Origin of the sequence: Bradyrhizobium sp. PUT101 (assembly GCF_052043945.1) — a bacterium.
Lineage (GTDB): Bacteria > Pseudomonadota > Alphaproteobacteria > Rhizobiales > Xanthobacteraceae > Bradyrhizobium.
This window is the reverse complement of sequence record NZ_CP197207.1, coordinates 5,212,851-5,232,238: the sequence shown is the minus strand read 5'-3', so window position 1 is coordinate 5,232,238 and position 19,388 is coordinate 5,212,851. Positions and strand designations below refer to the sequence as shown.

The window sequence follows — 19,388 nt, the reverse complement described above, 5'->3', positions numbered from 1 at the left end:
TTCGGGGCCCGGCTGGCTTTGATTGTTTCTGGCGGACCACCGCCAGCCTTGTTACGGCCGGTTTCCGTGGCCAGCATGTCACCGAGGACATGCTTTTGCGGAAGGCGGAAGTCCAGTATGTTTTGCCGAAATGCCGCTCGACAATCGCACGGTAGATCTGATCCGGCCGTCGTCGCCTGTCCGGCTCGCTCCGGCGCCTTGCTCCGATGCTACCCGACGCGAAGCGATCTAAAATTTCGTGCGGGTCGATCGTTTTGTAACATTGAACCCAAGATACGTCAATATGCCTGACATAAATTTCGCGACTTCCTCTCACGACGCCGCCGAGCCCAGGCCGGCCGCAGACGACGGAGGCAATTTGCGCTGGGATATCATCGAGCTGCTGTTCTTCGCGTACCGCGACTTCGTCGGCGATCCCGACCAGGAGCTGGAGGCGTTCGGCTTCGGCCGGGCCCACCACCGCGTCCTGCATTTCGTCTACCGCTATCCCGGCCTGAAGGTCGCGGACCTCCTCGACGTCCTGCGCATCACCAAGCAGTCGCTCGGCCGCGTCCTCAAGCAGCTCCTGGACGAGGGCTATATCGTGCAGAAGACCGGCGACAATGATCGCCGCCAGCGCCTGCTCTACGCGACGCCGAAGGGCGAGGCGCTGGTGCAGAAGCTCGCCGGCCTCCAGACCACGCGAATCACCAGGGCACTTGCGGAGATGGCTCCGCAGGATGCCGAGACCGTGAAGCGCTTCCTGCGCGCGATGATCGACCGGGACGATCCGGACAAGGTGCTCGAGACGATCTTCGCTTCCGTCAACCACGACGCCAAGGAGTGACCGTGTCGCTCGCTGCCACGCTCGCCCGCCCGCCGGTGCAACCTGCCGACGATGCCCCGCATCTGCTGCTGGTCGACGACGACCGCCGCATCCGCGATCTGCTCTCGCGCTTTCTCGCCAGTGAGGGCTACCGCGTCACCACCGCGGCGAGTGCCGGCGATGCACGCTCGAAACTGCTGGGTCTGCATTTCGACCTCCTGATCCTCGACGTCATGATGCCCGGCGAGACCGGCTTCGATCTCGCCCGCTTCATCCGGACCTCCTCCTCGGTGCCGATCGTGATGCTGACGGCGCGGCACGAGGCGGAAGCCCGCATCGAGGGCTTGCAGATCGGCGCCGACGATTACGTGGCAAAGCCGTTCGAGCCGCGCGAGCTCGCGCTGCGCATCAACAACATCCTCAAGCGGGCCGCCCCGCCGCCACAGGTCGCGATCGTGGAGAAGATTGCCTTCGGTCCCTACGTCTACCATCTCGAGCGCGGCGAATTGCGCCAGGGCGAGGAGGTCATCCATCTCACCGACCGCGAGCGCGAGATGCTGCGGATTCTCTCGGAAACACCGGGAGAGACCGTGCCGCGCAGCGCGTTGACCGGCAACGGCAGCGTCAACGAGCGCGCCGTCGACGTGCAGATCAACCGCCTCAGGCGCAAGATCGAGACCGACCCCGCCAATCCGCTGTTCCTCCAGGCGGTGCGCGGCATCGGCTACCGGCTGGTGGCCTCGCCTTGAGACCTCAGCAGTGAAGCGCGACCGATGAGCACGATCGATACCGGCCTGACGCTTTTGAAGAGCGCCGCCGGCCGCGTCTCCGCCGCCAATGGCTGGATGGGCAACGCGTTCAAGGGCTGGATGCCGACCGGCCTCTACGCCCGCGCGCTCCTCATCATGATCGTGCCGATGGTGGTGCTGCAATCGGTCGTCGCCTTCGTGTTCATGGAACGGCACTGGAACACGGTGACGCGCCGTCTGTCGGCTGCGGTGGTGCAGGACATCGCTGCGCTGATCGATGTCTACAAGGGCTATCCGCAGGACAAGGACCGCGACCAGATCCGCCGCATCGCGCAGCAGCGACTCGGCCTCGTGGTCGATTTCCTGCCCGCCGGGGACATGCCGCCGCCGGGACCAAAACCGTTCTTCTCGCTGCTCGACCAGACGCTGTCGGTGCAGCTCGGCCGCCAGATCGGGCGCTCGTTCTGGATCGACACGGTCGGCCGCTCCAACCTGGTCGAGATCCGCATCCAGCTCGATGATGCCGTGATGCGCGTGTTCGCGCAGCGCAGCGCCGCCTATGCCTCGAACTCGGAGATCTTCCTGTTCTGGATGGTCGGGACGTCCTCGATCCTCTTGATCGTCGCGGTGCTGTTCCTGCGCAACCAGATCAAGCCGATCCTGCGCCTTGCCGATGCCGCCGAGAGCTTCGGCAAGGGCCGCGAGGCGCCGAATTTCCGCCCGAGGGGCGCGCGCGAGGTGCGGCGTGCGGCAGTCGCCTTCCTCGAAATGAAGTCGCGCATCGAGCGCACGATGGAGCAGCGTACCGCGATGCTCGCCGGCGTCAGCCACGATCTGCGCACCATCCTGACCCGCTTCAAGCTCGAGCTGGCGCTGATCGGCGACAGTCCGGAGCTCGAGGGCATGCGCAAGGACGTCGACGAGATGTCGATGATGCTGGAGGATTACCTCGCCTTCGCGCGCGGCGATTCCGGCGAGCAGTCGCAGCCGACCGACATGGCGCAGGCGCTCGAGGAGCTGCGCAGCGATGCCGAACGCCACGGCCACATCGCGACCGTCGCGTTCCACGGCCTGCCCGTGGTGACGGTGAAGCCGGCCTCGTTCAAGCGCTGCCTCGCCAACCTCGTCACCAACGCGGCGCGCTACGGCAAGAACATCGCCATCACCGGCCAGCGCGATCACCGTTATTTGACCGTCACGATCGACGACGACGGCCCGGGCATTCCCGCTCACTTGCGCGAAGAGGTGTTCAAGCCGTTCCTGCGGCTGGACAACGCCCGCAACCAGGACGAAGGCGGCACCGGCCTCGGCCTCGCCATCGCCCGCGACATCGCCCGCTCGCATGGCGGCGACATCACGCTGGGTGACAGCCCGATGGGGGGATTAAGGGCGAGCGTGCGGATTCCGGTGTAGGCTGCTCCTAACCTCTCCCCGTGAGAACGGGCGAGGGAGCGCATCGCCTGCGCGGCGAGCAAATCCTACTTCGGCAGCAGCGCCTTCAGCTTGTCCATGTCGCGCAGGTTCATCTTGAATCCGCCCGGCATCACGATGTCGCCGGGCTTCTGGTCCGGCTTGCAGGCGCCCAGCCATTTGGCCTGCAGCGTCATGGTGGTATCGCGGCCGGCTGCGCCGGCGACACCGCCTTGCGCGTGCGAGGTGGTCTTCACCGTGTAGGCCGAGTTGAAATCGCCCGTGATCTCGGCATGCGACGTCGTGCTGACGCCGGCGACGTTGCACTCGGAATCGCTGACATAGCCGGTCGCAGTCTTCTTGATCTCCTGCTTGGCGCAGATCTGCTTGGCCATCGGGGAGACGTTGTTGCTCATCTCCTTGTCGACGGTCTCGTCGGTGCAGTGCTGCATGGTCATCTCGGGCACCGGCGAGCCGGTCGTGACCAGCTTCATTTCCCAAAGACCGGCCTTGCGCACCGGCAGGTCGTCGGCGCTGGCGCTGCCTGCCGACAACGCGAGGCAAAGCGTCGAGCCGAGCAAAGCGAGTTTGCGCGTCATGTGGGAGGCTCCCGGCCGAGAGAGTGCGGCGTTACGACAGCGTCTCAGTACAGCGTGCGGATCGGCTGCTCGGCGGCACCATAGGGCACCCAGCGACAGGCGAACGAGATGTAACCGCCCTCATAGCCCTGCACCGCCAGGAATTTGGCGACCTTGCCGTAGCGTGCGCAGTGATCGACAGCGACCTGACGCGCGTCGACCTGGGTCGCCATCGAATAGGCGATGATCCCGCCGGTGTCGTTGCCCTTGAACGGCGGCACGATATCGGCGCGCGCCGACTGGCCCGCCATCATACCCAGGGCAAGAAGGCCAGCGGCCGCAATGATTCGCATTCCCGTCACTCCAATTGGCTGGCGCCAGTCTACGGTGCCGGGATGGAAGTGGAAAGAACAGATGCCCGGTTGGCCGCGACGTCCTGGTCAACTCCTGGCCAAGTGTTGCCGCGCTGCACTTGACCTCCCCCGGCCTTCGCGGCACCGTCTAAGCTTCGCAAGACCTAAGCTGTCTGGATTGACCATGCGCGCCCCCTCCCCGAAATCGCTTCGCTTTGCCGCCCTGCTCGGCCTCATGTTCGGGGCGCTGTCGCTCGGCGAGGCCAGGGCCGCCAATCCGCTCGAACTGAATTTCTGGCTGAGCGGACCGCGCTACGACGGCGCCGTCGTCGATTGCGACAAGGCCCTGCCGACGATCGCCACCCAGTTCTGGGAAAAAGAGAGTTCGTTCTGGAATTCCTCGTTGAAGATCACCGGCTTCTCCGCCGTTCGCGAGGTCGCGTTCAGGCCCTGGCAGTCCGACAATATTCCGCGCCGCTTTTGCACCGGCGAGGCCATGCTCAATGACGGCAAGGTGCGCAAGGTGCACTTCTCGATCATGGAGGATGGCGGCTTTGCCGGCTACGGCGACGGCGTCGAATGGTGCGTGGTCGGACTCGATCGCAACTGGGCCTACAATCCGGCCTGCCGCGCCGCCAAGCCCTGATCCGAAGAAGGCCTGATTCGGCTGATCAGCCCTCAGACGACAACCGCTTCGAATTTTGTTCTTGAAATGTTCTCATTGCCTGCTAGGCTGCGTGCACAGTCTAGTTGAGGGGCGTTGCCATGTTTCATCCCAGATTGCGTTCGTTGTCCCGTCTGATGATCTCGCTGACCCTCGCCGCTGGGCTGGTAACACTCGCCGGCGGCGCGAAGGCGCAGGACAAGCGCCAGAACGCACCGGGCGAATTCGATTTCTATGTGCTCGCGCTGTCATGGTCGCCCTCGTTCTGCGAAGAGGCGGCCGAGCGCGGCAGCCGCTCCCACATCCAGTGCGGCGGCCGGCCCTACGCTTTCGTGGTGCACGGGCTGTGGCCGCAATATGAGAACGGCTTCCCGGAATATTGCCGGCGGCCGGCGCCGCGGCTGAACCGCAACATCGTGTCCTCGATGCTCGATCTGATGCCGGCGCCGGGCCTCATCTTCAACGAATGGGACAAGCATGGCACCTGCTCCGGGCTCGAGGGCCGCAGCTATTTCGAGACGATCCGGAAGGCGCGCGCCGCGATCAAGATCCCGGCCGACTATCTCGATCTGTCGGAGGCCAAGACCGTAGCGCCGGCAGAGGTTGAGGAGGCCTTCATCAAGGCCAATCCGGGCCTCAGCAATGCCAGCGTCTCGGTCACCTGCAACCGGACACGGCTGTCCGAGGTCCGCATCTGCCTCAGCAAGGACCTGCAATTCCGCGCCTGCGACGAGATCGAACGCCGCGCCTGCCGCCGCGACCAGGTGACGATGCCGCCGATCAGGGGCGGGTAGGCGGAGATCTCTTGCCCCGGATGTAGTGCAATGCGCCGCGAAACGCGGCGTAGTGCACGGCTGATCCGGGGCCCATCGCGCAAGAAGAAGCTGGGTCCCGGCTCAGCGGCGCAGCGTTACACGCTGCGCCGCGTCGGGGACACTTGATTGTGCCTCTTTGCTCAAGCCGTCACGTGGCGTAGTGCTCTCCGCCATGAACTACCGCCACGCCTTCCACGCCGGCAGCTTCGCCGATGTCGTCAAGCACATCGTGCTGGCGCGCATCCTCACTTACTTGCAGGACAAGCCGGCGGCGTTCCGCGTCATCGACACCCATGCCGGCGCCGGCCTCTACGATCTCGACAGCGACGAGGCGCGCCGGGGCGGCGAATGGTTGACCGGCATTGCGCGGCTGCTGCAGGCGCGCCTGTCGAACGAGACCGCGGCGCTGACCAAGCCCTATCTCGACATCGTCCGCGCCTTCAATCCGAAGGGCGAGCTCAAGGCCTATCCGGGCTCGCCGTTGATCGCGCGCGGCCTGCTCAGGCCGCAGGACCGGCTCGTCGCCTGCGAGATCGAGCCGAAGGCGCGGAAAGCGCTGATCGACGTGCTGCGTCGCGACGAACAGGCCCGCGTGGTCGATCTCGACGGCTGGGTGGCACTGCCAGCCTTCGTGCCGCCGAAGGAGCGGCGCGGCCTCGTGCTGATCGACCCGCCCTTCGAGGCCAAGGACGAGTTCGAACGGCTGGGCGAAGCCTTCTCGACAGCCTTCGCGAAATGGCCGACCGGTATCTATGTAATCTGGTATCCCGCCAAGAGCCGGCGTGCCACCGACACGCTGGCGCAGCTTGTGGCGCGGCTCGCAGCCGCAGCAAAACCGCCGGGAAAATGCCTGCGCCTCGAATTCAGCGCTGCGCCGCAAGTCGATGGCGGACCCCTCACGTCGACCGGGCTTTTGATCATCAATCCGCCCTACACGCTGCAAGGCGAGCTCAAGACCATCCTGCCCGAACTGGAAATGCCGCTCGGCCAGGGCGGGGCTGCCAGATTCCGATTGGAGGTGCCCAAGCCTTAAAGCCAAGCCGTAACACTCCGGCATTCTTGGGAAAAATATGCAGGAACGGTAGTCAATCTGCGAAGAACCGTATTATGCTGTTTCCGTGACTGGCTTTGCGTTCCGCTTCCGCGAATGGTTGCGGCGGAGTGAAGGCCTAAGAAAGATCCGGCCGGACCGATGGTCCGTCCAAGGATGGCCAGCTCCCGGGCTCCGTAAGGCCCGGTCATGTCGTGACGTGAGTCTGCGTCGCGGCGGAGGAGCAATGAGGGGGAGTTTCCCGATGGCCATGACGGGAACGGTCAAGTTCTTCAACGGCGAGCGCGGCTACGGCTTCATCAAGCCCGACGACGGCGGTCGCGATGTCTTCGTTCACATCACTGCTGTGGAGCGGGCGGGACTGAAGGACCTTGCCGAAGGACAGCGTATCACTTTCGAAGTCGAACCGGACAAGAAGGGGAAAGGACCGAAGGCGGTCAATCTGGTGATCCTCTCCTAGAGCGTTTTCGAGCGAAGTCGACACCGGTTCGCGGCAAGAAAACGCGTCAAACGAGAATCCAGAGCACTGTCCGATTCCATCGGAACGGGAAAGGCTCTAGCCAGCCTGGCGCAAAAAAATCCCGGCCGCGAGCGGCCGGGAGGCTGGTCCGGAATTTTCTTCTTGAGACGTCAGAAGCGATAGTTCACGCCTGCGCGGACAATGCTGGCGCTATAGCCGTTCGACACGCCCGTAATTGCGAACTGACTCGTGGACAGATCGATGTAGAGATATTCGAGCTTGACGCTCCAGTTCGGCACGAGGCCCACTTCCGCGCCGGCACCAATGGTCCAGCCCGCGGTGGTGTGCGACTCCGTCCAGCCGAAGGTCTCCCCACGCAGCTCGCCGAACGCAAGGCCGGCAGTGCCGTAGAACAGCACGTTGCTGAACGCATATCCCGCGCGGCCGCGCAGGGTGCCGAACCACGGATTGGAGAATTTCCACGGTGCGAAGGTGTCGTCGGCACCGGCGGCCTGGATGTCACCCTCGACACCGAACACCCACGGGCCGTTCTGGAAATTGTAGCCGGCTTGCACGCCGCCGACGAAGCCCGACGGCTTCGAGGGGTTGTTGTCCACCGAACCCCATTCATAGCCGATGTTGCCGCCGAGATAGGGACCTGCCCAACTATAGGCATTGAGCGGCTGGTTGACGGTGTAGGGCGCACGCTGCCCATAATTGAAATCGGCGGCCTCTGCCGAAGCCGTCCAGCCGGCTGCAACCAACGCGGCCGCGCCCACAACGAGCCCCTTCATCACTCACTCCAACGCAACTGTCGCAACCCGCGCGACGCCTGCGCCGCCGCGCCGGCCTGTCGCATGGTTACGGAACCAAGAACTTTTCGCGTAGGATTTATCGAGAGTTTTAAGTTAAAGGGCTGTTAAGTCGGGTTACTGCGCTCTTAACAGACTTAAGGAAGCGTTACCGGGACCTGTGCGTGCGGCAGGGCCGGAACTTCAAATCGGCACCCCCAGCCCCTAAATTCGTCCCATGGTTCACGATTCCACCGACAATCCGGACGACGCACGCGCGCGCAAATCCCGGCGCGGCACGGCAGCGGATGCTCCGCCCCAGGAGATCCAACAGGAGACGGCGCCGCCGGACCTCGATCCCGCCAGCGCAAGCGGCGATGACGAGGACGATGCGCGGCTGCCTGATATCCTGGAAGAGAGTGGCGCCGTCGGCGAAGGCCCGCTCGCGACCGGCCACGAGGCGATCGAACGCGCGGTTCGGCTCGCCCCCACCTCGCCCGGCGTCTATCGCATGCTCAATGCGAGTTCCGACGTGCTCTATGTCGGCAAGGCCAAGAACGTCAAAAAGCGGCTGTCCAGCTATGCGCGCCAGAGTGCGCCGCTGCCGGCCCGCATCCTGCGCATGATCGCCGCCACCTCCACCGTGGAGATCGTCTCGACCGGCACCGAGACCGAGGCGCTGCTGCTCGAGGCGAACCTCATCAAGCAACTGCGGCCGCGCTTCAACGTGCAGCTGCGCGACGACAAGTCGTTTCCCTATATCCTCATCACCGGCGACCATTGGGCGCCGCAGATCCTGAAACATCGCGGCGCGCAGAGCCGGCCCGGACGCTATTTCGGCCCGTTCGCCTCCGCGGGCGCGGTCAACCGAACCATCACGGCGCTACAGCGCGCCTTCCTGATCCGCTCCTGCACCGATTCCTTCTTCGAGAGCCGCACCCGGCCCTGCCTGCTCTACCAGATCCGCCGCTGCGCCGGCCCCTGCACCCGCGAGATCGATTTTCCTGGCTATACGACGCTCGTGCGCGAGGCGACCGACTTCCTCTCCGGCAAAAGCCATGCGGTGAAGCGGGAGCTTGCCGGTGAGATGGAGAAGGCGGCCAGTGAGCTCGAATTCGAGCGCGCCGCGCTCTACCGCGACCGCCTTGCTGCACTCTCGGCGATCCAGTCGCAGCAGGGCATCAATCCGCGCACGGTGGAAGAAGCCGACGTGTTCGCCATCCACCAGGAGGGTGGCTTCTCCTGCGTCGAAGTGTTCTTCTTCCGCACCGGCCAGAACTGGGGCAACCGCGCCTATTTCCCACGCGCGGAAAAGACCTTTACGCCGGAAGAAGTGCTCGGCTCCTTCCTCGCCCAGTTCTACGACGACAAGCCGCCGCCGAAGAACATCCTGCTCTCGCACGAGATCGAGGAGAGCGAGCTGCTCGCCGATGCGCTGTCGATCAAGGCCGGCCACAAGGTCGAGGTCGCGGCGCCCAAGCGCGGCGAGAAGAAGGAGCTCGTCACCCACGCGCTGACCAATGCGCGCGAGGCGCTCGGCCGCAAGCTCGCGGATACCGCGACGCAAAGCCGCCTGCTGGACGCCATGGCCGCGACGTTGAACCTGCCGCACCCGCCCAAGCGCATCGAGGTCTACGACAACAGCCACATCCAGGGCACCAATGCGGTCGGCGCCATGATCGTCGCGGGACCCGACGGCTTCGTGAAGAATCAGTACCGGAAGTTCAACATCAAGTCGGAAGGACTGACGCCCGGCGACGATTACGCCATGATGCGCGAAGTGCTGGAGCGCCGCTTCAAGCGCCTGATCAATCCGCCCGAGGAGGGTGCCGCCAAGGCGAAGGACGACGACTTCCCGCAATGGCCCGACCTCGTGATCATCGACGGCGGCCGCGGGCAGCTCAACGCGGTCCGCGAGATCTTTGCAAATCTCGGCCTGACCCAGGTGTCGCTGATGTCGGTCGCGAAGGGACCGGACCGGGATGCCGGCCGCGAGACCCTGTTCATGCCGGAACGCGAGGCCATCAAGCTCGAGCCGCGCGATCCCGTGCTCTATTTCATTCAGCGCCTGCGCGACGAGGCCCATCGCTTCGTCATCGGCTCGCACCGCAAGCTGCGCAAGAAGGACATCCGCGAGGCCGGTTTGCAGGAGATTCCGGGCATCGGCCCGTCACGTAAACGTGCCTTGCTGCATCATTTCGGGACCCTGAAGGAGATCGAACGGGCCTCGATCACCGATCTCGGCAAGGTTCCGGGGGTGAGCGCCGAGAGCGCCCGAAGGATTTTCGAGTATTTCCATCCCCAGCCGGGATGAACTAAAGGGGGACCGCGGTCATATGGTCGTCGTATCCCGCACCCATCTGGGAAGCGGAACGGTTGACCTTCAGGCTCGAGCGGTATTGGTAGGACGAATGAACATCGCCACGACACGAGGGACGACCAGACGCGCGATGTCCCTCCCGAACATCCTGACCTATGGCCGGATCGCCGCGATTCCGGTCGTGGTCGGATGCATCTATGCGCAGTCCATCCTTGATCAGCCGCTGTGGTTGCGCTGGGTCGCGGTCGCCATTTTCATTGCGGCTGCGGTCACCGACTACCTCGACGGCTATTACGCGCGGATCTGGAATCAGCAATCGGCATTCGGCCGGATGCTCGATCCGATCGCCGACAAGCTGCTGGTCGCCTCCTGCCTGCTGATGCTCGCCGCCGACGGCATCATCCACGGCTGGTCGCTGTGGGCCGCCATCGTGATCCTGTGCCGCGAAATCCTGGTCTCGGGCCTGCGCGAATACCTCGCGGCGCTCCGCGTCAGCGTTCCCGTGACCAAGCTTGCGAAGTGGAAGACAACGGTCCAGCTGGTTGCGATCGGCTTCCTGCTCGCCGGCCCGGCCGGCGACGAGGTGGTGCCCGTCGTCTCGATGATCGGGCTGGCGCTGCTGTGGGCCTCGGCGATCCTCACCATCTACACCGGCTACGATTATTTCCGTGCGGGCATCCATCACCTCATCAAGGAGGACGAGGGATGAAGGTGAAGTATTTCGCCTGGGTGCGCGAGCGCGTCGGCAAGGCCGAGGAGACGATCGAGCCGCCCCCGACCGTCCGCACCGTCGAGGATCTGATCGCCTGGCTGTCAGGCCAGGGCGAGGCTTATGCCTATGCGTTCGAGAAGCCAAAGGTGATCCGCACCGCGATCGACCACGCCCACGTCAAATCAGACGCCGCGATCGCGGGCGCCCGCGAGATCGCGTTCTTCCCGCCGATGACCGGCGGCTAGGCTCATGACCTGCCCCGTCACCATCCGCATCCAGGAAGACGATTTCGACATCGCGCGCGAGATCGCGCTCCTGACGAACAGCCGCACCGACATCGGCGCGGTCGTGAGCTTCTCCGGCATCTGCCGCGCCGACGAGGACAGCGCCAAGGTCGCCGCGCTCGCGCTCGAACATTATCCCGGCATGGCAGAAGAGGAGATCGGGCGCCATGTCGACGAGGCGACCTCGCGCTGGCCGCTGAACGGCGTCACGGTGATCCACCGCGTCGGCCGCTTCATGCCCGGCCAGAACATCGTGCTGGTGCTGACTGCCTCGCAGCACCGACAGGCCGCGTTCCACGCGGCCGAGTTCCTGATGGACTATCTCAAGACCAGTGCGCCGTTCTGGAAGAAGGAAGAGAGCGCCACCGGCACGGGCTGGGTCGAGGCCCACGCCCGCGACGACGAGGCCGCCGCGCGCTGGACGAAATCCTGATGGCAAAAGCCTCCAAAAAAGCCGCGCGCGGCCGCGCCGCGCCGAAGCTCGCGAAGGTGGGACGCGGAGAGCTTCTCACGCTGCTCGACTTCGTCCGCTATGCGGTGAGCCGCTTCGTCGAAGCCAGGCTCGCTTTTGCCCACGGCACCACCGATCCGGTCGCAGAAGCCGTCTTCCTGGTCTGCGAGGCGCTGCACCTCAATCCCGGACAGTTCGAGGGCTTCGCCAATGCCCGCGTCACGGCAGCGGAGAGCAAGATACTGCTCGACCTGATCAACAAGCGCGTCACCACACGCAAACCGGCCGCCTATCTCGTCAACAAGATCTACATGCGCGGCCTGCCCTTCTATGTCGACGAGCGCGTCATCGTTCCGCGCTCCTTCATCGGCGAGCTCCTGGATTCGCATTTCGGCGCCGGGGGCGAGGCGGGCTCGCTGATCGACGACCCCACGGCGGTCGCGCGCGTGCTCGATCTCTGCACGGGATCGGGATGCCTCGCGATCCTCGCCGCGCATCATTTCCCGAACGCCACCGTCGATGCCGTCGACATCTCCAAGGGAGCACTTGAAGTCGCCGCGCGCAATGTCGGCGAATACGGGCTCGAGGACCGGATCACCCTCTATCGCGGCGACCTGTTCGCCCCGCTCGGCGACAACAGATACGACCTGATCATCACCAACCCGCCTTACGTCGATGCCGAAGGTATGGCTGCGTTGCCGCCGGAGTGCCGGGCCGAGCCGAAGCTCGCCTTCGACGGCGGCGCCGACGGTCTCGACGTGGTGCGCCGCATCCTGCGCGATGCGCCCGATCACCTGACGCCGGATGGCGGGTTCATCTGCGAGATCGGCCGCGGCCGCGAGCTGGTCGACGAAGCCTTTCCGGAGCTGCCGCTGCTCTGGCTGGACACCGAGGATTCCGAGGGCGAGGTGTTCTGGATCGCAGCCGCCGATCTCGGCTGATTCAGCACGACGGATCACGCTCCGTCGGAACAAGTCAAATACCGCCACGTTCATCCCCCGAGGAATTTTCTCAATCTCGGAGGATGTCCGCATGCTCGCGCCATCGGGCGAATTGCTGCGCGCCGGCATGGCGCTCAAGCTCAATCACGTCAAACGCGCCGCCCAATCCTATTTGCGTGACCAGACCAGCCACGCAACCGGCAAGGTGACATCCTACGCGGTGGCCGGCGGACTGTTCGCGGTCGCGGGCCTGTTCGTTGTCGCAGCATTTTTCGTCGGACTGATCGCCCTGTACCGCTGGATCGCGATCACTTACGGCCAATTCTGGGGTTTTGGTGCCGTCGGCGCCCTGTTGCTGGCGCTGGCTGCGGTGTGTGTCGGGGTGGCAATGGCGCAGACGAAACGCAAAGCCAAGCCGATCGTGCCGCTTGCGAGCCGTCTGCGCGTGGCGATTGCGACGCCGCGGATCCCACGTGGAACGGTCAAGCAGGCGGTGAAGGAGGTCGCAACGACGATTCCCCTCGTGCCGCTTGCGCCGGGTGAACGCGGTCATGGCAACAAAAGTCATGACAGCAAGGCTTATCACGGCAAAGCTTGGCCGGTCCGCGCCAACCGCCCCGTGCAACTCGGCCTGATGCTCGCTGCCGTCGGCCTGGTCGGGCTGACGGCCGCCCGCCGGCGGCGCCACAGGCACGGTCTGGAGGCGTGATGCTGCTGCGGCGCTCCGAGCAGATCGATTCCTGGCTGCTGGTGGCGGCGACGGCCGTCTTCGTGCTGACGGCGGAGCGCTACATTCAGGAAACGGGCCTGATCCGGTCGGGACCTCCGCAAGACGACCGCGAAGGCGAAGCGAATTCACCGGAAACGCACCCGGCCGGTGCGGCGATGCAGGCCGGCCGGGGCCGCCGTGCGAAGAGCCCGTTCACGATCCCCTGGGCGGGTTGGAAGGATATCTTCTGGCGGACCTATCAGCGCATCGACGAGGATCGCCTGCTCGCGACGGCGGGCGGCGTCGTCTTCTTCGGGCTGCTCGCCATCTTCCCCGCAGTCACGGCGCTCGTCTCCTCCTATGGCCTGTTCGCCAATCCCGCGACCATCAGCGCCAATCTGCACACGCTTGCGACCATGCTGCCCGAGGGCTCGTACCAGATCGTCGAAGATCAGGTCGCGCGCGTGGTGTCGAACGGCAGCACCACGCTGGGTGTCACGTTCCTGTTCGGCCTGCTGCTTGCGATCTGGAGCGCCAATGCCGGTGTCAAGGCGATCTTCGACGCCCTCAACGTCGCCTATGAGGAACGCGAGAAGCGCAGCTTCATCCGGCTGAACACGGTCTCGCTGGCCTTTACCGTCGGCGGCATTGCGGCGCTGCTGTTGATGGTGGGGGCCGTCGTCGCCTTCCCGCTTGCGCTAAATCATCTCGGCATGGCGCCTGAAAGCAAGCTGATCGTGGCGCTGGCACGATGGCCGCTCCTGTTCCTGATCCTGCTCGTCGCACTCGCCATCCTCTACCGCTTCGCTCCCAGCCGTGACGCGCCGCGCTGGCAATGGCTGAGCCTCGGCGCCGTGACGGCCGCGATCCTCTGGATCGCCGGTTCGGCCCTGCTCTCCTGGTACCTCTCGGAATTCGCCAATTACAACGCGACCTACGGCTCTCTGGGCGCTGCGATCGGCCTGATGATGTGGATGTGGATGTCGGCGATCGTCATCATGTTCGGCGCCGAGCTCAATTCGGAGATCGAGCGGCAGACGCTGCGCGACACGACCACCGGACGGCCCAAGCCGCTCGGCAGCCGCGAAGCCGTCTCGGCCGACACGGTCGGTGCCACCGCGCCATTTTGATCGGTGGCGGTCAGGCCGGAGGCCGGCCCGACCGCATCTCGGGCTATCAGCGCTTGGTGATCACGGCTTCCAGATATTCGCTGTGCACCACGATCGTGCCGTCGTCGGCGTGGTTGAACTCCCTGAGCAGCGCCAGGAGATCCCGCTTCAGCGCGGCCTGGCCGCTCTCGTCGAGCGCGGCAAACGCCTTCAGCGTAGGCCCGTAGAAGGTCTTGAAGATGTCGAGCCAGTGGTCCGGCGAGCGATAGCGGAACACAAACATGCGCGGCTCGGCGGCGATCTCGGAAGCCTGGCTTCCGAACATCTCTTCAAGTCGCGCAGCCGTGCCCCACAGCGCCGGTGACTTCACCCCCGCCGGCGGCGGCAAATGCTGGCCGATGGTCTTGAACAGCTGGCCGATGAAACCTTGCGGCGTCCAGTTGGCGAGGCCGATCTTGCCGCCGGATCTGCAGACCCGCGCGAGCTCGGAGGCGGCCTTGTCCTGATCCGGCGTGAACATCACGCCGAAGGTCGAGAGCACGACGTCGTAGGTGGCATCGGCAAACGGCAACGCTTCGGCATCCGCCTCGCGGAACTCGACCATGAGATGTTCGGCCGCCGCGCGCTCGCGTCCGCGCTTGAGCAGCGCCGGCACATAATCGGTGGATGTGACGTCACACCAGCGCCGCGCCGCGGCCAGCGTCGCATTGCCGTTGCCGGCGGCGACGTCGAGCACCTTGCTGCCGGCGCGTAAGTCGACTGCCTCACAGAGCTGTTCGCCGACGATCTGCAAGGTGGTGCCGACAACGGCATAGTCGCCCGACGACCAGGCGCCGTGCTGGCGCTGCTTGACGGCGGCAAGATCGGGTTGGGCTGCGGTTGGCTTCAGCGCTGCGGATGTCGACATGGCAATCTCCTGCGGTTGAAAACGCCGGGACGATAGGGCGCATGCGGCCCGCTGGCCTTGAGAGCGGCGTTATTTTACGCTGAGAGTGCCTTGATTTCCCGACGGGAGCCGAGGAGAACGCGTGACGTTTCAGTTCGAGGATTTTCTGCTCGATCCCGAGCGCCGCGAATTGCGGCACGCGGACGCGCTCGTCGCGCTCGAACCCCAGGTGTTTGATCTCCTGACCCACCTCGTCCGCAACCGCGACCGCGTGGTGACACGGGACAACCTGCTCGACGCGGTCTGGAACGGCCGCATTGTCTCGGACTCGACACTGACCAGCCGGATCAACGCAGCCCGCCGTGCGGTCGGCGATTCCGGCGAGGCGCAGCGGCTGATCCGCACGGTCGCGCGCAAGGGGGTGCGCTTCGTCGGCGAGGTGACCGAACTCTCCGCCGCCGCGAGACCGGCTGCCGCGAGCCCGCCGTCCGGGCCAGCTCCGACAGGACTGCCCCTGCCCGACCGTCCCGCGATCGCGGTGCTGCCCTTCACCAACATGAGCGGCGAGGCCGAGCAGGATTATTTCTCCGATGGCATCAGCGAGGATATCATCACCGCGCTTTCGAAGCTGCGCTGGTTCTTCGTCATCGCGCGCAACTCCTCCTTCATCTACAAGGGCCGCGCGGTTCACCTCCGCCGGATCGCCGAGGAGCTCGGCGTGCGCTATGTCGTCGAAGGCAGCGTCCGCAAGGACGGCGATCGCGTCCGTATCACCGCACAGCTCAACGACGTCGCCAGCGGCAGCCATCTCTGGGCCGAACGCTATGATCGCGAACTCGCCGACGTCTTCGCGGTGCAGGACGAGATCACCGAACGCATCGTTGCCGCCATCGAGCCGCAGCTCTATGCCGCGGAGAGTTTTCACGCCGAACGCAAGCCGCCCGACAGCATGGACGCCTGGGACCTCGTGATGCGCGCGCTCTCGCATTACTGGCGGGTGACGCGGCAGGATCATGTCGTCGCACAAGCGCTGCTCGAAAAGGCCATCTCGCTCGATCCAAACTACGGCAAGGCGCTCGGCCTGCTCGGCACCAGCTATATGTTCACGGCGCATATGGGCTGGATGGAGATGGCCGCGGCGGTATCCCTCGCCGAGCGCGCGGCGCGGGCGGCGATCCGCGCCGATGACGAGGACGCCTGGGCGCACAACGCGCTGGGCCATGTGCATCTGTTCGCACGCCGGTTCGAGCATTCGCTGGCCGAGTTCGAGGCGGCGTTGCGGCTCAATCCGAACTTCGCGCTGGCCCAGGGCTATCATGGGCTGGCGCTGAGCTATTGTGGCCGCTGGCAGGATGCCGAAGAGGCCGCGCGCCGGGCGATCCGCCTCAGCCCGCGCGACCCATATGCGCCGGTCTATTTCGGCATCGCCGCCTATGCCCGCTTCCTTGGCGGCGACTATGTTGAGGCGATCCGGCTTGCGCAGGAGGCGTTGCGCCAGCGCAGCGACTTCGTCGGCGCACACCGGGTGCTGACCGCGGCCGCCGGCATGGCCGGGCAGATGGAGATGGCCCATGCGGCCCTGAAGGAACTCCGCCGCGCCCAGCCGAACGTCTCGCTCGCCTGGATCGCCGAGTTCATGCCGATCAAGCTCGCCCCTGACCGCGACCGCTACCTCGAAGGCTTTCGCCGGGCGGGCCTGACATAGGCCGCGAGACAGTCACTATCCCCTCGAATCAACAATGATGTTAGGGTCATGCATCGCTTGGGGGAGCATGAGGCGAGACGGGTTCGAGCGCGACCCGTGTTTTCCCGGGTGCGACAGTCAGCTCTTGAGGCATAACGCGCGGCATGATTCGCATTTCGACGATCTTCATCGCCATCTGCATGGTCCTGGTCGCGGCCTCGCTCGGGCTCGTGCTCTATTCGGTCGCCGGCATCAGCGGAACGGAATCGGCGATCGTGGCGCTGACCGCGCTGACGTTCCTGATCCTCTACAACGCGGTGTCGATGCGGCTGCGCGACCGCAGCGACGTCGGCGGGCAGATCACCGACCTCTCGCGGGGCACCGCCGACCTCGCCCGCCAGGTGGCCGAGTTCGGGCGCCGGCTAGCCGCGATCGAGGGCCGCATCGCCTCGTCCAATTCGGCCAACTCAGACCGCGTCCAGTCGGTCATCGGCGAGATCAACGAACTCGGCGGATTGGTCAGGCAGCTTGCCACCACCGTGTCGGCCCATGAGGATCTGCTGGCCGGCAACGCGCCGGCTCCCGCCCCGGTCATGAGGCCCGAGCCGGAGACGCCGATCGATCTGGCTACCCCCTTCGAGGAGAAGCCGGTCGCCTCCCCCCCGCTGCCCGCGCCGCCCCGGCCGGCACCGGCGGTCCAGGCCCAGCCCGCCAACCCGGTTCAGACCGGCAACGGACGCAGCCAGACCCAGTTGCTGGCGACGCTGCGCAATGCAATCGACGAGAACCGCATCGACATATTCCTGCAGCCGATGGTGACGCTGCCGCAGCGCAAGGTGCGGTTCTACGAGGCGGTGACGCGCCTGCGCGACGAGCGCGACCAGCTGATCACCGCCGAGGAGTTCATCAGCATCGCGGAAGCCTCCGGCCTGATCGGGCGCATCGACAACATGGTGATGCTGCGCTGCGTGCAGGTGCTGCGGCGCCTGATGGTCCGCAACAAGGACGTCGGCGTGTTCTGCAACCTCGCGGCCTCCACGCTCGGCAATTCCACCACCTTCGCGCAATGTCTCGACTTCCTCGAAGCCAACCGGGCGCTGGCGCCCTCCCTGGTGCTGGAATTCAAGCAGTCGACGTTCCGCAATCTCGGCCCCGCCGAGACCGAGAATCTCGCGGCGCTCGCCCAGCGCGGCTTCCGTTTCTCGATCGACCATGTCACGGATCTGCGCATCGAGCCGCGCGAGCTGGCCGATCGCGGGGTGCGCTTCATCAAGGTGCCGGCCACGCTGCTGCTCGATCCCAGGCAGGCCTCGACCTCGGACATCCACCCCTCCGATCTCTCCGACCTGCTCGGCCGCTTCGGCATCGACCTGATCGCCGAGCGGATCGAAGGCGAGCGCGCGGTGGTCGACCTGCTCGACTACGACGTGCGGTTCGGACAGGGGTTCCTGTTCGCGCCGCCGCGGCCATTGCGGCCGGAGGGGGCATCTGCTACCGCCGGGGCCCCGCCGAACCAGACGAAAGATGTTCAGGGACCTCATGGCTCCGGCACACCCAGCTCAGGCGCGACGTCTTCTGCGCCTCCGCCACAACGCATCACCGGCAACGCGGCGCTCGCGCGCCGCATCTGATCGGCCGCGCATATCATGACCACGCTGCATTTTGCCGAAGGCCTGCGCGAGCTCGTGGGCGGCGTCGACGTCGTGCTCAGCGACATCTGGGGCGTGGTCCATAACGGGCTGGAATCCTTCCCCGAAGCCTGCGAGGCGCTGCACACCTATCGCAGCCGTGGCGGTACGGTGATCCTGATCACCAACGCGCCGCGCCCGGCCGACTCCGTGCAGCGGCAATTGCGCAAGCTCGGTGTCCCCGATGAGACCTATGACGCGATCGTATCTTCAGGCGACCTGACAAGGCTCTATGTCGCCGAGCATCCCGGCCGCAAGATGTTCTGGCTCGGCCCCGAGCGCGACAACTCGATCTATCGCGGCCTCGATGCGGTGACCGCGCCGCTGGAGGAAGCCGACTACATCGTCTGCACGGGCCTCTATGACGACGAGACCGAGACGGCGGAAGACTATCGCGGCATGATGCTGAAGGCACGCGAGCGCAAGCTGACGCTGGTCTGCGCCAACCCCGACATCGTAGTGGAACGCGGTGACCGGCTGATCTATTGCGCCGGCGCGATCGCGGAACTCTACCGCGAGCTCGGCGGCGAGGTGATCTTCTATGGCAAGCCGCACCGGCCGATCTACGAGCGCGCCATGGCGCTCGCCGGGGAACGCCAGGGCTATCAGATCGATCGCAAGAAGGTGCTGGCGATCGGGGATTCCGTTCGCACCGACTTAACCGGCGCGCGCGAATTCGGCATCGACTGCCTGTTCGTGACCCGCGGCATCCATGCGGAGGAGTTCGAGGGTCTTGACCAGCTCGACCCGACATCGGTCACGGAATTGTTCGGCCACCCGCCGAAGGCGCTGATGCGCGAATTGAAGTGGTAGAAAATGCTGTGCCCCGGACGCAGCGCGAAGCGCTGCAGAGCCGGGGTCCAGAAGCCGCAAGTAATATCGTGGATAGACTGGGTCCCGGCTCAGCGTCGCGTCACTGGCGCGCCGC

Annotated in this window: 21 protein-coding genes; 17 read left to right on the top strand and 4 right to left on the bottom strand. The window is 65.4% G+C overall.

Annotated elements, in window-relative coordinates:
- Positions 1–283 precede the first annotated feature (283 nt).
- From ACSHT2_RS25215 to ACSHT2_RS25205, 3 genes are read left to right on the top strand one after another with little or no spacing between them, the layout of a single operon-like run.
- On the top strand, positions 284–826 hold the full coding sequence (locus ACSHT2_RS25215) for a MarR family winged helix-turn-helix transcriptional regulator (RefSeq protein WP_440637206.1): 543 nt from the start codon (positions 284–286) through the stop codon (positions 824–826).
- On the top strand, positions 823–1,554 hold the full coding sequence (locus ACSHT2_RS25210) for a response regulator (protein WP_271532029.1): 732 nt from the start codon (positions 823–825) through the stop codon (positions 1,552–1,554). Before ACSHT2_RS25215 ends, ACSHT2_RS25210 begins: the two co-directional genes overlap by 4 nt.
- A 24-nt stretch (positions 1,555–1,578) precedes the next feature.
- On the top strand, positions 1,579–2,967 hold the full coding sequence (locus ACSHT2_RS25205) for an ATP-binding protein (RefSeq protein WP_440637205.1): 1,389 nt from the start codon (positions 1,579–1,581) through the stop codon (positions 2,965–2,967).
- A gap of 65 nt (positions 2,968–3,032) precedes the next feature.
- Here the strand turns inward: ACSHT2_RS25205 and ACSHT2_RS25200 are convergent, their stop codons facing one another.
- The gene (locus ACSHT2_RS25200; RefSeq protein ID WP_440637204.1) at positions 3,033–3,563 is read right to left on the bottom strand and encodes a DUF3617 domain-containing protein; all 531 of its coding nucleotides are present in this window, start codon (positions 3,561–3,563) and stop codon (positions 3,033–3,035) included.
- A 44-nt stretch (positions 3,564–3,607) separates the two neighbouring features.
- Positions 3,608–3,895 (bottom strand): hypothetical protein, encoded by a 288-nt coding sequence (locus tag ACSHT2_RS25195; RefSeq protein WP_440637203.1) that lies wholly within the window; start codon positions 3,893–3,895, stop codon positions 3,608–3,610.
- 184 nt (positions 3,896–4,079) lie between these two features.
- Between ACSHT2_RS25195 and ACSHT2_RS25190 the strand changes: the two genes are divergently transcribed.
- The 4 genes from ACSHT2_RS25190 (at position 4,080) to ACSHT2_RS25175 (ending at position 6,885) form a co-directional block, all read left to right on the top strand.
- Positions 4,080–4,541, top strand: a complete 462-nt coding sequence (locus ACSHT2_RS25190) for a hypothetical protein (RefSeq protein ID WP_440637202.1) — start codon at positions 4,080–4,082, stop codon at positions 4,539–4,541.
- 119 nt (positions 4,542–4,660) lie between these two features.
- Positions 4,661–5,353 (top strand): ribonuclease T2 family protein, encoded by a 693-nt coding sequence (locus ACSHT2_RS25185; RefSeq protein ID WP_440637201.1) that lies wholly within the window; start codon positions 4,661–4,663, stop codon positions 5,351–5,353.
- A 193-nt stretch (positions 5,354–5,546) separates the two neighbouring features.
- The gene (locus tag ACSHT2_RS25180; protein ID WP_440637200.1) at positions 5,547–6,407 is read left to right on the top strand and encodes a 23S rRNA (adenine(2030)-N(6))-methyltransferase RlmJ; all 861 of its coding nucleotides are present in this window, start codon (positions 5,547–5,549) and stop codon (positions 6,405–6,407) included.
- 262 nt (positions 6,408–6,669) lie between these two features.
- Entirely contained in the window at positions 6,670–6,885 is a 216-nt protein-coding gene (locus tag ACSHT2_RS25175; protein ID WP_008544396.1) for a cold-shock protein, read from the top strand.
- A 170-nt stretch (positions 6,886–7,055) separates the two neighbouring features.
- Here ACSHT2_RS25175 and ACSHT2_RS25170 read toward each other — a convergent pair whose 3' ends face one another.
- Positions 7,056–7,679, bottom strand: a complete 624-nt coding sequence (locus ACSHT2_RS25170) for an outer membrane protein (RefSeq protein WP_440637199.1) — start codon at positions 7,677–7,679, stop codon at positions 7,056–7,058.
- Positions 7,680–7,914: 235 nt separating this feature from the next.
- Between ACSHT2_RS25170 and uvrC the strand changes: the two genes are divergently transcribed.
- The 7 genes from uvrC (at position 7,915) to ACSHT2_RS25135 (ending at position 14,223) form a co-directional block, all read left to right on the top strand.
- Positions 7,915–9,990 (top strand): excinuclease ABC subunit UvrC, encoded by a 2,076-nt coding sequence (gene uvrC / locus ACSHT2_RS25165; RefSeq protein ID WP_440637198.1) that lies wholly within the window; start codon positions 7,915–7,917, stop codon positions 9,988–9,990.
- A 97-nt stretch (positions 9,991–10,087) separates the two neighbouring features.
- Positions 10,088–10,705, top strand: a complete 618-nt coding sequence (pgsA, locus tag ACSHT2_RS25160; protein ID WP_135164835.1) for a CDP-diacylglycerol--glycerol-3-phosphate 3-phosphatidyltransferase — start codon at positions 10,088–10,090, stop codon at positions 10,703–10,705.
- Positions 10,702–10,953, top strand: a complete 252-nt coding sequence (gene moaD, locus ACSHT2_RS25155) for a molybdopterin converting factor subunit 1 (RefSeq protein ID WP_319338940.1) — start codon at positions 10,702–10,704, stop codon at positions 10,951–10,953. Before pgsA ends, moaD begins: the two co-directional genes overlap by 4 nt.
- 4 nt (positions 10,954–10,957) lie before the next feature.
- Entirely contained in the window at positions 10,958–11,425 is a 468-nt protein-coding gene (locus ACSHT2_RS25150; protein WP_440637196.1) for a molybdenum cofactor biosynthesis protein MoaE, read from the top strand.
- On the top strand, positions 11,425–12,384 hold the full coding sequence (prmB, locus tag ACSHT2_RS25145) for a 50S ribosomal protein L3 N(5)-glutamine methyltransferase (RefSeq protein WP_440637195.1): 960 nt from the start codon (positions 11,425–11,427) through the stop codon (positions 12,382–12,384). The genes ACSHT2_RS25150 and prmB overlap by 1 nt, the downstream gene beginning before the upstream one ends.
- 91 nt (positions 12,385–12,475) lie before the next feature.
- The gene (locus tag ACSHT2_RS25140; protein ID WP_440637194.1) at positions 12,476–13,093 is read left to right on the top strand and encodes a phage holin family protein; all 618 of its coding nucleotides are present in this window, start codon (positions 12,476–12,478) and stop codon (positions 13,091–13,093) included.
- The gene (locus ACSHT2_RS25135; protein WP_440637193.1) at positions 13,093–14,223 is read left to right on the top strand and encodes a YihY/virulence factor BrkB family protein; all 1,131 of its coding nucleotides are present in this window, start codon (positions 13,093–13,095) and stop codon (positions 14,221–14,223) included. The genes ACSHT2_RS25140 and ACSHT2_RS25135 overlap by 1 nt, the downstream gene beginning before the upstream one ends.
- Before the next feature lie 46 nt (positions 14,224–14,269).
- Here ACSHT2_RS25135 and ACSHT2_RS25130 read toward each other — a convergent pair whose 3' ends face one another.
- Entirely contained in the window at positions 14,270–15,109 is an 840-nt protein-coding gene (locus ACSHT2_RS25130; RefSeq protein WP_440637192.1) for a class I SAM-dependent methyltransferase, read from the bottom strand.
- Between the two features lie 121 nt (positions 15,110–15,230).
- Here ACSHT2_RS25130 and ACSHT2_RS25125 point away from each other — a divergent pair, with 121 nt between their 5' ends.
- The 3 genes from ACSHT2_RS25125 to ACSHT2_RS25115 all read left to right on the top strand — a co-directional run bounded on the left by ACSHT2_RS25125 (position 15,231) and on the right by ACSHT2_RS25115 (position 19,273).
- The gene (locus tag ACSHT2_RS25125) at positions 15,231–16,793 is read left to right on the top strand and encodes a winged helix-turn-helix domain-containing tetratricopeptide repeat protein (RefSeq protein WP_440637191.1); all 1,563 of its coding nucleotides are present in this window, start codon (positions 15,231–15,233) and stop codon (positions 16,791–16,793) included.
- A 143-nt stretch (positions 16,794–16,936) separates the two neighbouring features.
- Positions 16,937–18,403, top strand: coding sequence for an EAL domain-containing protein (locus tag ACSHT2_RS25120; RefSeq protein ID WP_440637190.1), 1,467 nt, complete (start codon positions 16,937–16,939; stop codon positions 18,401–18,403).
- A 15-nt stretch (positions 18,404–18,418) separates the two neighbouring features.
- Positions 18,419–19,273, top strand: coding sequence for a TIGR01459 family HAD-type hydrolase (locus ACSHT2_RS25115; protein WP_440637189.1), 855 nt, complete (start codon positions 18,419–18,421; stop codon positions 19,271–19,273).
- Positions 19,274–19,388: the final 115 nt, after the last annotated feature.